Genomic DNA, 12,598 nt, shown 5'->3' on the forward strand with positions numbered 1-12,598 from the left:
TTGACGGTGAAGGGAGCGTCCAAGGGCGCGGCTTCCGGAGCCTAAGCGGGTTGCCGCTGGCCCAGATTCTCGGCGAGGCGGACTAGGTAACCGTCGGGATCCTGCACGAGAAACTCCCGCTGACCACCCTCGACCGGACCCGTCCGGTACCAAGCCTCCCGCGGCTCCTCGAACAGCGGCCATCCCGCGGCCGCGAGCGCCGCCAGGATCGGGTCCAGCCGATCGACCATGATCTGGAAGTTGACCCCTCGGCCGCAGGGCGGATCCAGCGGGCCCGTGCTCCAGCGCCCGTTGTGCTGACACAGCATGATCTGCGCGCCGCCCCGCGCGAGGTAAGCGAAGCGCGCCGCAGGTCGATCGTAAGCGACCGTGAAGCCGAGCAGATCGCACCAGAAGCGCAGGCTGGCGTCGAGGTCCCGGACGCAGAGTTCCGGCGTGAGGGCCGCGAAGCCGCCACCCGGGGGATGTCCCGTACCGGGGGAGCGCGCACGCGCGATCGGATCGGCCAGCGGTTCCATCGCGGGATCAGGCCATGTCCGGCAGACGACGGTCAAGGTACGTGCGGGTGCGGTCGCGCCGGGCTTGCGGGGCTCGGTCCCGAGGCGGTCCCGGAGACCGCCGGGACGAGGCGCGGAGCGATCCGCGAGACCGGGATCGGTCCCGATCCCTTCGGACCCATGGCGGATGGCGGAGGTGGCCGCGGGAACGGCCGTCGCCCTGCGCCGGGACCATCGCCGGGGCCGCCGGTGCGACTCAGGACCGATCGTCCTCCGGCTCCAGCGCCCGCTTGCGCCAAGCCGTGAGCAGGCTGGCGAGGGCGTCCGGATCCAATCCATAGCTGTCCGACAGCCCCGCGTTGCGCCCGACCAGATGACGGTTCATCGCCCCGACGCGGGTCTCGCCGGCGCTCGCGTCCTCGAAGACGACCATGCGATGCCCCGAGCTGGCCACGGTCACCGACTCGAAGCCGGTGACGTCTTGCCAGCGCGCGCGCCGCGCGCGGCCCAGCTGCACGATGGTGAAGCCCGTCTCATCGAGATGCAGCGTCGAGCCGCGGAGCGCGGTGAGAATAAGGAAGGGGACACCGCCGAGGAACAGCACGACGCCCGGCCAGAGCAGGACTTGCACGGTCGTGGAGCGCGTCTCGTGAAGCATCCAGAGCATCACCCCGCCGAATCCGGCAGCCATCAGGGCGAGGAACAGAAGTCTCCGCACCGAGGCCCGCAGGATCACGGGACCGGGGAACTGCGCCGCCAGCGAACCCACCGTGCGGCTCTCCGATTCGAGGAGGTCCGGCCGCAGCTGCCAGACGGCGACGGCCGCGCACACGCCGAAGAACACCGTCGTCGAGAGGCCGCCTTCCGCGCCGGTGACGATCATCCCGATGCCGGCGGCGACGAAGAGGAGGCTGATGCCGAGCAGCACGACGTGGCGGCCGCGATCCCAACGCGCTTGTCTCGACACGGACGCGATATCCTCCCGCGGTGCGGACGGCCGGACGGAGCCGTCCGGCCTCGAGATGCGACCATATCGCGGAGGAGCCGGCAAATCCTGGCCTCCCGACAGGTCATCGCCCCGATACCCGCGCCCGGCAAATCCGGCCGGCCAGTGCGGTCAGCTGCGTGAACGCCCGCCTCGTCGCCGGCAGCGGCCTGCTGCCCTGGGCATCCGCCCGCGACGGCCGCCAGATCCGGGTGCGCCAGGCCGGTGAGTGCGTCGGGAACGACGGCCGGCTCGCGGCCGCCGCGATCAAGGCCGGGGCGGGCATGGCGGCATGCCGGAGGACGAGGCGGTCGACGATCTGGCCGCCAGCGTCTGGTCCAAGTGCTGGACGGTCGGTGTCCGCCGTTTCCCGGCCGTCGCCTGCACGACCCCGACCGGCAGGTCACGTCCGCGCTGGGGAGCCTGATCGACCCCCTACGGGACCCTGCCGCTCACGCGCCCCGCCAGTCGCGGGCGACCTCGGCCGCGAAGGCGCGGTAGCTGCGCGGCCTGCGGCCGAGCAGCCCGGCGAAGCGCTCCAGTTCGGCCTCCGTCGCGACGGCGCCGTCCTCCTGGTAGCGGCGCATCATCACCCGCAGGTCGTAGGCGAGCCAGGCGGGTGCGAAGGCGCGGAGTCGCTGCTCCAGGCCGTCGAGATCGTCGCCGACGTAGCGCACCGCGCGTCCGAGCGCCTCGGCCCAGATCTCCGCCAGGGCGTCGCCCGTCAGGGCGTCCGGCCCGACGACGTCGTAGGTCTCGGCCGGCAGCCTCTCCGGCGCGCGCTCGCGGCGCAGCAGCGCGATCGCCGCCGCCTCGGCGATGTCGCGGGTATCGACCATCGAGACGCCGGCCTGCCCGAGGGGCACGCCGAAGATCCCGGCCCCGAGGAGCGGCTCCTTCTGGGCGAGGTCGTTCTGCATGAAGTAGGCGGGCCGCAGTACCGTCGCGGGCAGGTCGAGGGCCGCGATCATCCGCTCGACGGCGTGCTTGCCGGTGAAGTGCGGGGCATCGACGTAGGCCTCGCTCTTGAAGACCGAGAGGTAGACGATGCCGCGCACGCCCGCGTCCCGGGCGAGGCTGAGCGCCGTGATCGCCTGGGTCAGCTCGTCCGGCACGTTGGCGACGAGGAGGAACAGCGTATCGACCCCCGCCAGCGCCGCGCGCATCGCGTCGATGTCGGCGGGATCGCCGCGGACGGCCTCGACACCGGACGGGAAGCGCGCCGTCTCGGGGGCGCGGGTCAGGGCGCGCACGGCGGCGCCTTCCGCGACGAGGTGATCGACGACGGCGGAGCCGATGCGGCCCGTGGCACCGGTGACGAGGATGGTCATGGAGGATCTCCTGGATGCGGGGCGGCCCAGGGTGGGCCGCCGATGCCCCCAAAGATGCGCCGTTCCTTTTCTGAGCCATAGACGGCAAGATCGGGACTGGGTGTCCCGGATATGGAACAGCATATGGACCTCGCGGCGCTCGCCGACTTCAACCTCGTCGCTGGCCACGGCGGCTTCGGTCGCGCCGCCCGGGCGAGCGGGCGGCCGAAGGCGACGCTGTCGCGCCGCGTCGCCGAGCTCGAGGCGAGCCTCGGGACGCGGCTGATCGAGCGGGGCGAGCGCAGCCTGCGCCTGACCGAGGCGGGAGCGCTGCTCCATGCCCGGACGGGGCCGCTGCTCAGCGAGATCGCGGAGGCCGGCGCGGTGGTGGGCGGCGGCCTCGACCGGCCGCGCGGGCGCCTCCGGGTGAGCGCGCCGCTGCTCCTGTCCGACACGCAGCTCGGGCGCGTCGCCGCCGACTTCGCCCGCGCCTGTCCCGAGGTCGAGCTGGAGATCCGCGCCGAGGACCGGTTCGTCGACCCGATCGAGGAGGGTTTCGACGTGATCATCCGGGTCAATCCGAAGCCGGACGAGCGCCTCGTCGGGCGCTGCGTCCTGCGCGACGAGCTCTGGCTCGTGGCGCCGCCCGAGCTCCCCCGCCCGGAACCGTCCGCCGGGACCGGCGCGACGCCGTTGCCGGCGGCGGTGCGCTGGACGCCGCGTCAGGACGAGGCGTGGCCGGTCCATGACGGCCGGACGCGCCGATCCTACGCGCCGGTGCCGGTCCTGCGCCTGTCGTCGCTGCCGATGCTGCGCGACGCGGTGGTGGCGGGCGCCGGCGCGGCCCTGCTGCCGCGCTCGCTCGTCGGGGGCGACGTGGCCGCCGGGCGCCTGGCCTGCTGGGGCTGGCTGGAGGGGCCGCCGACGGAGCTCTGGGCGCTCCACACGTCCCGGCGCCTCGTCAGTCCCAAGGTGAACGCCTTCGTCGCTCACCTCGCCGCCGCGCTGTCGACGGGCCTGTCCGGCCGCCGATAGCCACCCGCCCGGGACGCGTCCCCCTCGGCAGTCCGGCGCCGCGTCCGGGCTTACCGGCTCGGGCCAGCCATGGTCCGGCCCAGCCAGTCCACGAACGCCGCCGCCGGACCCGCGGGCGGCAGGGCTCGCACCAGGACGAAATACCGGAGCCCGCTCATGACAGCCCCGCCGCAGGCGGGCACGAGGCGCCCGTCGGCGCGATAGGGCGCGACGATCAGCGACCGGCCCAGCGCGATGCCCGAGCCGCCGAGCGAAGCCCGCAGCGCCAGCTGCGCGAGGTTGAAGTAGAGGTTCTGGATCCGGCCGTCCCGGGGCGGGCCGTGGATGCGGATCCAGCGATCCCACTCCTCCGAGACGCTCGCGGCGGCCTCCCACGGCGTCGCGTCGTGGAGCAGGACGACGGCCCCGCCGGGCTCCGCCGCCGCGTCGCGGTAGGCCGGGGCGCAGACCGGGTAGACCGGTTCGGGATGGTCGAAGACAATCGTCGCGCCGGCGGGCGGGGCCGGGCCGTAGCGGATCGCCACGTCGATGCCGGCCCGCACCATGCGTCCCGGATCCAGGTCGTGGGTCTCCCCGAAGACGGCGACGTCGATGTCGGGATGCGTGTCGCTGAAGGCCTTCAGGCGGGGCGCGAGCCATTCCGAGGCCAGGGACGGGATGCAGCTGATCCGCAGCGTCTCCCGGCCCTCGCGCCGTTCCGCCCGGAGCAGGGCCTCGCCCATGCCGTCGAAGCCGCTCCGCGCCGCGGCGTACAGGTCGTGGCCCTCGGCGGTCAGGCGGATCTCCCGGGCACCCCGCTCCAGCAGGGCGTATCCCAGGCGCTGCTCCAGCCGCTGGATCCGCTGCGTGACCGCGCTCTGCGTGACCGCCAGGCGATCGCCGGCCTTGGCGAAGCCGCCCGCCTCGACCAGGGCGCGGAAGAAGAACAGGTCGCCGGCGAGGCGCGCGTCGAGCCTTACGGGCATGCCCGACCATAAGCTGGCCTAATAGGCCGCGCCAGAGAATATAATTGGCCGCCTCCCCGACTTTCGCGCAGGTTCGGCGCGCACGGACCGAGCAGGATCGGAAGCGCCATGGCAGCGGCCAGTGAGATGCAGAATCGAGCGTGGGTCGACCGGATCCCGGAGGCGGTGAAGTGCGCCGGCCCGACGATCTGGACCAACCCGGCGCTGGACGCCACGGCGTCGGTCCTGCCCGGGCTCGCGATCGGCCGCGCCGACGTGGACGGGGCCGCGGCGCGCTGGCAGCGCTTCGCACCGCTCCTGGCACGCCTCTTCCCCGAAGAGGGCGCCGGCCGGATCGATTCGCCGCTCGTCCGGCTCGAAGGATTCCTGTCGCGGGAGATCCTGGACGGCGCCGACGGGCGCGTGCTCGTGAAGGCCGACCACGCGCTGCCGGTCACCGGCTGCATCAAGGCGCGCGGCGGCGTCTACGAGGTCCTGGCCTACGCCGAGGCGCTGGCCGATCGGGCCGGGCTCATCGCCGAGGGGCGATCCTACGCGGCCTTCGCCGACCCGGAGTTCCGCGCCCTGTTCGCCCGCCACGTCATCGCGGTCGGCAGCACCGGCAACCTCGGCTTCAGCGTCGGGCTGATGGGCCGGGCGCTCGGCTTCGCGGTCGAGGTCCACATGTCCCACGACGCCAAGGCGTGGAAGAAGCAACGCCTGCGCGAACTCGGTGCCCGCGTCGTCGAGCATCGCGGCGATTACGGCGCCGCGGTCGCGGCGGCGCGCGGCGCCTTCGCCGGCCGGGCAGACGCCCACTTCGTCGACGACGAGGATTCCGTCGATCTGTTCCTCGGCTACGCGGCCGCGGCCCTCGACCTGCAGCGCCAGCTCGCGGAGGCCGGAATCGCGGTCGGGCCGGCGCGTCCCCTGTTCGTCTACCTGCCCTGCGGCGTCGGCGGGGCGCCGGGCGGCGTCGCCTTCGGCCTGAAGCTGCTGTTCGGTGACGCCGTGCGCCCGGTCTTCGTCGAGCCCGTCGCGTCCCCGTGCATGCTGGTCCAGCTCGCGGCCGGTCTCGACCGCTCGGTGAGCGTCTACGAGGTCGGCCTCGACAATCGCACGGCGGCGGACGGGCTGGCCTGCGCCTCCGCGTCGATGCTGGTCGCCCGGACGCTCGAGAAGCTCGTCGCGGCCGTGGTCACGGTGCCCGACGACGCGCTCTACCGCTGGCTCAAGGTGATGTGGACCGAGGCGGGCCTCCGCCTGGAGCCCTCGGCGGCGGCCGGGTTCGCGGCGGCCGGGCGCTACGCCGCGACGCTGCCCGCGGCGGCGCGCGCCGACGCCACCCACGTGATCTGGACGACCGGCGGCGCCCACCTGCCGGCCGAGGAGTTCGAGGCGGCTCTCGCCCGCGGCTGAGGCGCGAGCGGGCGCGCGGCCGGGCCCGGCTCGGACGGCCCGCGGCCGGGCCCGACTTGGCAGACCCGCGCGGGCTCTCGGCTCCGCGCGCGCATCATCGAACCGGAGCCAGACCATGGACCCCGCCCAGCCCGCGCAACCGGGCCGCCCGTACCTGGGCTTCGCGCTGCTCTACGCCGCCTACTGCATCTCCTACGTGGACCGCGCCGCGATCGCCCTGGCCCTGACCCAGATCGGCCGGGAATTCGGCCTCAGCCCGACCGAGTACGGCGTCGTCCTCAGCGTCTTCTTCTTCGGCTACTCGCTGATGCAGCTGCCCGGGGGCTGGCTCGCGGACCGGTTCGGCTCGAAATACGTCGTCATCGGCACGGCGGTCGCGTGGTCGATCTTCACCGCCCTGACCGGCCTCGCGTGGTCGTTCACGTCCCTGATCGCGATCCGGCTGATCTTCGGCCTGGCCGAGGGCGGCTTTCCCGCGGCCTGCATCAAGGCTGTGTCCGAGCAGTTCACGGGGCCGGCACGCCCGAAGATGTCGTCGCTGATGATCTCGTCGAACTACGTCGGAAGCCTGCTCGCGCCGCTGGTGATGGCCCCGCTGCTGATCTACTTCGGCTGGCGCCACGCCTTCTTCGTGGTCGGCGCAGCGGGCCTGATCTTCGGGCTCGTCTATTATCGGCTGATCCCGCACCGCCCGCCCGCGCAGGCCCCCGGCACCGCCCGCTCCGGACGCGGCCGGTCGGCTCCGTCGCGCGCGCTGCTCCGCAACCCGCTCCTGTGGCAGCTGATGCTCGTCTGGTTCGGCCTCGGCTGCATCAACAAGGGCCTCGACGCCTGGATGCCCACCTACCTGCTCCAGGCGCGCGGCCTCGACCTCAAGGCGGTCGGCCTGCTGACCCCCCTCCCCTTCGTCATGGCGAGCATCGCCACGGCGATCGGCGGCTGGGTCATGATCCGGTTCTTCGACGGCCGGGAAAAGTACATGATCGTGGTCAGCACGGTGCTGACCGGAATATTCCTGTACCTGATGTACAAGGCACCGACGATCGCGGGGGTGATCACCTTCCAGTCGATCACCTACTTCTTCAAGTCGTTCGTCTTCGCCGCGGCCTTCGCCCTGCCGACCAAGCTCATGCGCGACGACCAGATCGGCACCAGCGTCGGCATGGTCAATCTGGGCGGCCAGTGCGCCGGCTTTATCGCGCCGCTGGTGATGGGCGTGCTCGTCGACCATTACGGCACCTACGACGCCGCGTTCGACTTCCTGCTGACCGCCGCGGCCGTCGCGACCCTGGTCGCCCTGACGATCCACAGCCGCTCCACCGCTGCCCTGCCGCAGGCGGCCTGAAGCAGGGTTCCAGCGATCCGCCCGTTCAATCCCGAGGGAGATCCCGCCGTGACCGACCTTTGCGACCTGTCCGCTGTGGATCTGCGCCGCCTCATCGGGCGCGGAGACATCTCCCCCGTCGAACTCCTGGACTCGTGTCTCGACCGGATCGCCCGGATCAACCCGGCGGTGAACGCGGTGGTGGCCCTCGACACCGAGCGGGCGCGGGAAGCGGCGCGGCGCGCGGAGGCCGCGGTACGCGGCGGCGAGCCCCTGGGCCCGCTCCACGGCCTCCCGGTCGGCATCAAGGACACCGAGGACACGGCCGGGCTGCGCACGACCTACGGCAGCCCGATCCACGCCGACAACGTCCCGGCCCGGGACCTCGGCGTCGTGGCGCGCCTGCGCGCCGCCGGCGCCATCGTGCTCGCCAAGACCAACACGCCCGAATTCGCGGCGGGTGCGAACACGCGCAACACCGTCCACGGTGCGACCGGCAACGCCTTCGATCCGACGCTCTCCGCGGCGGGCTCGTCCGGCGGCTCGGCGGTCGCCCTCGCCTGCGGCATGGTCCCGCTCGCGTCCGGTTCGGATACCGGGGGATCGCTGCGCAACCCGGCCGCCTACGCGGGGATCGTCGGGATGCGCCCCTCTTCCGGTCTCGTCCCGAACGAGCGGCGCGGGCTCGGCTGGGCCAATCTCCCGGTGAACGGGCCCATGGCCCGGACGGTCGGCGACGCCGCCCTGATGCTCGGCGTGATGGCCGACGACGATCCGCGCGATCCGCTGGCGTACACGCTGCCCGGCGAGCCCGTGCGCGGGCGCGCGGAGCGCTACGACCTGCCCCACGCGCTCGACCTCGGCGCGCTCCGCGTCGCGTTCACGGAAGATTTCGGCTTCGCGCCGACCGAGCAGCACGTCCGGCGGGTCTTCCGCCGGCGCGTCGCGTCGCTGTCGCCGCTCTTCGCCGCCGCCGAGGCGGCGACGCCGGACTGCGCGGGGGCGGATGAGGCCTTCGCGATCCTGCGGGCCGCGCAGTTCCTCGCCCTGCACCTCGACAATTACCGCATCCGGCCGCAGCTGCTCGGCCCGAACGTCCGCGCGAATGTCGAGGAAGGCCTCGGCTACACCCTCGCCGACTACGCCCGCGCGGCGAGCCTCCAGACCACCATCTACCGGAGTTTCGTCGCCTTCTTCGGCCGCTACGACCTGCTGATCAGTCCGACCATCACCCTCTCGCCGCGCCCCTGGAGCGAGCTGTACCCGGCCCGGATCGACGGCGCCGCCACCCGCTCGTACTTCCACTGGCTGGCCCTGGCCTACGGCGTGACCCTCGCCGGCCACCCGGCGATCAGCCTGCCCCTCGGCGTCGACGAGGCCGGCCTGCCCTTCGGCGTGCAGGTCGTGGCCCGCCGCGGCGGCGACGCCGCCCTGCTCGCTGCGGCGGCGGCCATCGAGGCGCGTTGCGCCGACCAGCCGGAGCTGACCCGCCCAAAACCGGACCTCGCGGGACTGGCCGACCGGACGCCGATCGCGCGGAGCCCCGGCTTCTACGATCTCGCCTGAGCGATCGCGCGATCCGGGGCGATCGCCGCGACCGGCCGGCCCTCACTCCATCAGGTCGGTGAGGGCCCCGATCTCGTCGGCGTTCTTCCAGACCGTCTCGCAACCGATCACCGTGTCGGTGGCGTCGATCGTCAGGGTGAATGCCGGGGGAACCCGCTCGGTCCCGACGAGTCTCAGGCGGACGCCCCACCGCGACATGTCGTGCACCACGCAGGGGATGGCGGGATGGCCCGCGACCGAGATCCGTCCGTTCAGGTTGACGGAGACGCGCCGGGCGTTGCGCTGGTTATCCATAAGTACTCCGCGCTCAAGCGCCGGAGCTTAGGCGACAACCGATCAATGAGCCGTTCACAAACTGGGCCCAATTGCGCCTAGAACCGGTGTCGTTCCGGCTGAACCAGGGGCTTTCCCCTACCGATTCGGAAGCCACCGCGACACGAACGGCCGCGGCCGCGCTGTGGCGGGCCGATCGCCCGCGTCCTCGCGCGCCCCGGAGTCCGGCAGCAGCGACGCGATCAGGCTGAGCAGCTTCTCCCGCTCCTCGCCGGTGAACAGCACGAGGAACGACCCGAGGTCCAATTGCACCTCCGGCATGTCGGCTCCGGGGCGATGGGCGATGTAGGGCTGCCCGGTCGGGACGTCGCGCATCAGGGACCAGCGGTCGCCGCCGACGCCGACATGAAATTCCCGCGCGATCCTCGGAGCCTGTTCAATCATCGCCTGTCCAGCGCGCGCTCAGCGTGCGATTCTCGACGGCATAGAGCGCGCTCATGCGCTGCGAAATAACTTGATCCAAGAATTCACAGATTTGCGTGTTCGCCGCCCGGCCGGGCGCGGGCGGCCCGTGGCCGGCCGGCGCCGCGTCCCCGGGGCCGTCCGTCGCGGTTGAAGCGCCCCGCGTCGGCCGGGTACCCTGCCCGCCATCCGAGACCGGATTCGAGCGCGGAGCGGGCCCTGGACGATGCCGGATAGGTCGGTTGCCGATGCGATGCCCGTCCTCGTTCTGCAGGGCGGCGGAGCGCTGGGCTCCTACCAGGCCGGCGTCCACGAGGGCCTCTGCGCCTGCGGTCTCGCACCGGACTGGGTGGCGGGCATCAGCATCGGGGCGATCAACGCCGCACTGATCGCCGGTAACCCGGTCGAGCGCCGCGCCGAGCGGCTGCGGGCCTTCTGGAACCTCGTGTCGTCCGGCCTGCAGGGCGTCCCGCTCTTCCCGGGCGATCGGGCGCGGTCCTGGTTCAACGAGGCCAGCGCCGCCCTGGTCGCGGGATTCGGCGTGCCCGGCTTCTTCACACCGCGATGGCCGCCGGCCCCGTTCTATCCGCCGGGGGCGCCGCAGGCGCTCAGTCTCTACGACAGCGGCGCGCTGAGGGGCACGCTGGAGCGGCTCGTCGACTTCGACCGCATCAACGCCGGCGCCGTGCGCCTGAGCGTGGGCGCGGTCAACGTGCGCACCGGCAACTTCGCCTATTTCGACAACACGCGGGACAGGATCGGCCCCGAGCACATCATGGCGTCGGGCGCGCTCCCGCCGGGCTTTCCGCCCGTGGAGATCGACGGCGAGCATTACTGGGACGGCGGCCTCGTCTCGAACACGCCGCTCGAGTACGTCCTCGACCAGGAGCGGACGCGGGATCTTCAGATCGTCCAGGTCGACCTGTTCCCGGCGCGCGGACCGATGCCGCGGACCCTGTCCGAGGCGGCCGAGCGGGAGAAGGACATCCGCTACTCCAGCCGCACCCGCCTGAACACGGACGCGGCGGTGCGGACCCGGAAGGCCAAGGCGGCCTTCCGACGCCTGGTCGAGAGGCTGCCGCCCGAACTGCGGGACGATCCGGACGTCGCCCTCCTGTCCGACATGAGCCGCCAGACCGCCGTGACGATCATGCAGGTGATCTACCGTCGCAAGACCTACGAAGGGAACGCCAAGGATTACGAGTTCTCCCGGCGGACCATGCTGGACCATTGGGCGGCCGGCCTCGGTGACATCCGCCGTGCCTTCCGGCACCGCGGCTGGCTCGACCAGGCCCGCGACGCCGACGGCATCACCGTCTTCGATCTGACGCGGGACGCCCGCGACTGAGTCCCAGTTCACGCAGCAGAGCAGCGGCCATGACACGCGACGAGATCCTCCGTGCCCCCTCGATGCCGGCCTTCAGCCCGAGCTACCCGCGCGGCCCCTACCGGTTCGTCCGGCGCGAGTACCTGATCATCACCTACGAGACCGATCCCGACGCCCTGCGGGCGGCCCTGCCGGAACCGCTCGAACCGGCACCGGGTAACCTCGCCTTCTACGAGTGGATGAAGATGCCGGATTCCTCCGGCTTCGGAGATTACGAGGAGAGCGGCTCGGCGATCGTCGCGACCTACAAGGGGCAGCCGTGCAATTTCTCCGTCCAGATGTATCTCGATGACGAGCCGCCGATCACCGCCGGGCGCGAGGTCTGGGGATTCCCCAAGAAGTACGGGATCCCGCGGCTCTCCGTGAAGAAGGACACGCTGACCGGGACGCTGCACTACGACGACGAGCGCGTGGCCATGGGCACGATGACCTACAAGCACCGCAGCCTGGAGGACAGCCTCGACGCGGTGCGCGAGGGGATCGGTCACCTCAACGTCAACCTGAAGCTCATTCCAGACGTGGACGGCTCACCGAAGGTGGCCCAGCTCGTCGGATACCGGCTCCGCGACGTGGTCGTCCACGGCGCCTGGGACGGCGAGGCCCGGCTCCACCTCATCCCGCACGTCAATTGCCGGGTCGCCGACCTTCCGGTGCGCCGGATCGTGCGCGGGCGGCACCAGATCGTCGATTTCACGCTCCCCTACGGCGAGGTGCTGCACGACTATCTGGCCTGATCCCCGTCCGTCCGGATGGCGGCGGTCCGGCGCCCGTTCAGCGATACGCGTGGGGGCGTGAGCGCTCGAAGGCGTCCGCGCAGGCCGTGTCGAAGAGCCTGCAGGGCGCCGGGGCGTCGCCCGGCTCGGCCAGCATCGGCTGCCCGCCGATGTCTCCGGCGGAGTGGACCTGCGAGTACCGCGACCGCGGATCGAAGTAGGGATCCGAGGTGTAGCTGCTCATGAAGGCGCCGCCGGCCGGCATATCGCTCTCGGAGAGCGCGGCGCTGACCTGAAGCGGCAGCGACAGCGCCGGGACCAGAAGCCAGAGGCATCGTCTGTTCATCGGCGCGCTCCTCCCCGAGCGCACGAGATCGGCGGGGCGGCGATCCGTGCGCCCAATCTATCCAGGCTGGAATGTCGTCACCGCCGCGGGATGCGCGGCCGTTCTGCTCGAGCGGACTGACGGTCTGCCGCGCGCCCGTGTTCGGCCTTTCCCGGCGGGTTCGCGTCGTGGTCGCGAGGCGCCGTTGTCCGATCCGCCCGTCCCGGTCTCACCAAGATCGTGCAAGATGGCCGCGAGCTGCAATCAAATAAGCTTTTCAGCAGTAAAAGCCGGATTTTTTTCCAAAATCTTTTTCAATTCCTGACGCGCCGATGTGCGGCCGCGGCGTGTATCGGAG

13 protein-coding genes are annotated in these 12,598 nt (G+C 72.0%); 6 read left to right on the top strand and 7 right to left on the bottom strand.

The window, feature by feature from the left end:
- Positions 1-41: 41 nt before the first annotated feature.
- From ACLBXO_RS06205 to ACLBXO_RS06215, 3 genes are all read right to left on the bottom strand, one after another.
- Complete coding sequence (locus ACLBXO_RS06205) at positions 42-518, bottom strand: bleomycin resistance protein (RefSeq protein ID WP_447684823.1); 477 nt, start codon at positions 516-518, stop codon at positions 42-44.
- 235 nt (positions 519-753) lie between these two features.
- Positions 754-1,464 (bottom strand): hypothetical protein, encoded by a 711-nt coding sequence (locus ACLBXO_RS06210; RefSeq protein ID WP_447684824.1) that lies wholly within the window; start codon positions 1,462-1,464, stop codon positions 754-756.
- A gap of 470 nt (positions 1,465-1,934) precedes the next feature.
- Positions 1,935-2,813 (bottom strand): NmrA family NAD(P)-binding protein, encoded by an 879-nt coding sequence (locus tag ACLBXO_RS06215; RefSeq protein WP_447684825.1) that lies wholly within the window; start codon positions 2,811-2,813, stop codon positions 1,935-1,937.
- A 123-nt stretch (positions 2,814-2,936) separates the two neighbouring features.
- Between ACLBXO_RS06215 and ACLBXO_RS06220 the strand changes: the two genes are divergently transcribed.
- Positions 2,937-3,827: a LysR family transcriptional regulator gene (locus ACLBXO_RS06220; RefSeq protein WP_447684875.1), complete on the top strand. Its 891-nt coding sequence runs from the start codon at positions 2,937-2,939 to the stop codon at positions 3,825-3,827.
- 50 nt (positions 3,828-3,877) lie between these two features.
- Here the strand turns inward: ACLBXO_RS06220 and ACLBXO_RS06225 are convergent, their stop codons facing one another.
- The gene (locus tag ACLBXO_RS06225) at positions 3,878-4,792 is read right to left on the bottom strand and encodes a LysR substrate-binding domain-containing protein (RefSeq protein WP_447684826.1); all 915 of its coding nucleotides are present in this window, start codon (positions 4,790-4,792) and stop codon (positions 3,878-3,880) included.
- 108 nt (positions 4,793-4,900) lie between these two features.
- On the opposite strand from ACLBXO_RS06225, the gene ACLBXO_RS06230 reads away from it, so the two are divergent.
- From ACLBXO_RS06230 to ACLBXO_RS06240, 3 genes are all read left to right on the top strand, one after another.
- On the top strand, positions 4,901-6,190 hold the full coding sequence (locus ACLBXO_RS06230; RefSeq protein WP_447684827.1) for a D-serine ammonia-lyase: 1,290 nt from the start codon (positions 4,901-4,903) through the stop codon (positions 6,188-6,190).
- A 115-nt stretch (positions 6,191-6,305) separates the two neighbouring features.
- Positions 6,306-7,535 (top strand): MFS transporter, encoded by a 1,230-nt coding sequence (locus ACLBXO_RS06235; RefSeq protein ID WP_447684828.1) that lies wholly within the window; start codon positions 6,306-6,308, stop codon positions 7,533-7,535.
- 48 nt (positions 7,536-7,583) lie between these two features.
- Positions 7,584-9,080, top strand: a complete 1,497-nt coding sequence (locus ACLBXO_RS06240; RefSeq protein ID WP_447684829.1) for an amidase — start codon at positions 7,584-7,586, stop codon at positions 9,078-9,080.
- Between the two features lie 42 nt (positions 9,081-9,122).
- Here the strand turns inward: ACLBXO_RS06240 and ACLBXO_RS06245 are convergent, their stop codons facing one another.
- Positions 9,123-9,374, bottom strand: coding sequence for a PilZ domain-containing protein (locus ACLBXO_RS06245; RefSeq protein ID WP_331312397.1), 252 nt, complete (start codon positions 9,372-9,374; stop codon positions 9,123-9,125).
- Positions 9,375-9,491: 117 nt separating this feature from the next.
- A complete protein-coding gene (locus ACLBXO_RS06250) occupies positions 9,492-9,797 on the bottom strand; it encodes a hypothetical protein (protein WP_331312398.1) in 306 nt (101 codons plus the stop codon).
- A 244-nt stretch (positions 9,798-10,041) separates the two neighbouring features.
- On the opposite strand from ACLBXO_RS06250, the gene ACLBXO_RS06255 reads away from it, so the two are divergent.
- Positions 10,042-11,163, top strand: coding sequence for a patatin-like phospholipase family protein (locus tag ACLBXO_RS06255; protein WP_419539274.1), 1,122 nt, complete (start codon positions 10,042-10,044; stop codon positions 11,161-11,163).
- 29 nt (positions 11,164-11,192) lie between these two features.
- Entirely contained in the window at positions 11,193-11,936 is a 744-nt protein-coding gene (locus ACLBXO_RS06260; protein ID WP_447684830.1) for an acetoacetate decarboxylase, read from the top strand.
- Positions 11,937-11,973: 37 nt separating this feature from the next.
- Here ACLBXO_RS06260 and ACLBXO_RS06265 read toward each other — a convergent pair whose 3' ends face one another.
- A complete protein-coding gene (locus tag ACLBXO_RS06265) occupies positions 11,974-12,261 on the bottom strand; it encodes a hypothetical protein (protein ID WP_331312401.1) in 288 nt (95 codons plus the stop codon).
- Positions 12,262-12,598 lie beyond the last annotated feature (337 nt).

The organism is Methylobacterium sp. C33D (genome assembly GCF_053345825.1).

Bases quoted from the DNA above. Each gene is read 5' to 3' on its own strand.
- ACLBXO_RS06225 (WP_447684826.1), bottom strand. From the start codon at position 4,792: ATGCCCGTAAGGCTCGACGCGCGCCTCGCCGGCGACCTGTTCTTCTTC.
- ACLBXO_RS06250 (WP_331312398.1), bottom strand. From the start codon at position 9,797: ATGATTGAACAGGCTCCGAGGATCGCGCGGGAATTTCATGTCGGCGTC.
- ACLBXO_RS06245 (WP_331312397.1), bottom strand. From the start codon at position 9,374: ATGGATAACCAGCGCAACGCCCGGCGCGTCTCCGTCAACCTGAACGGA.
- ACLBXO_RS06205 (WP_447684823.1), bottom strand. From the start codon at position 518: ATGGAACCGCTGGCCGATCCGATCGCGCGTGCGCGCTCCCCCGGTACG.
- ACLBXO_RS06220 (WP_447684875.1), top strand. From the start codon at position 2,937: ATGGACCTCGCGGCGCTCGCCGACTTCAACCTCGTCGCTGGCCACGGC.
- ACLBXO_RS06255 (WP_419539274.1), top strand. From the start codon at position 10,042: ATGCCGGATAGGTCGGTTGCCGATGCGATGCCCGTCCTCGTTCTGCAG.
- ACLBXO_RS06230 (WP_447684827.1), top strand. From the start codon at position 4,901: ATGGCAGCGGCCAGTGAGATGCAGAATCGAGCGTGGGTCGACCGGATC.
- ACLBXO_RS06235 (WP_447684828.1), top strand. From the start codon at position 6,306: ATGGACCCCGCCCAGCCCGCGCAACCGGGCCGCCCGTACCTGGGCTTC.
- ACLBXO_RS06215 (WP_447684825.1), bottom strand. From the start codon at position 2,813: ATGACCATCCTCGTCACCGGTGCCACGGGCCGCATCGGCTCCGCCGTC.
- ACLBXO_RS06265 (WP_331312401.1), bottom strand. From the start codon at position 12,261: ATGAACAGACGATGCCTCTGGCTTCTGGTCCCGGCGCTGTCGCTGCCG.
- ACLBXO_RS06260 (WP_447684830.1), top strand. From the start codon at position 11,193: ATGACACGCGACGAGATCCTCCGTGCCCCCTCGATGCCGGCCTTCAGC.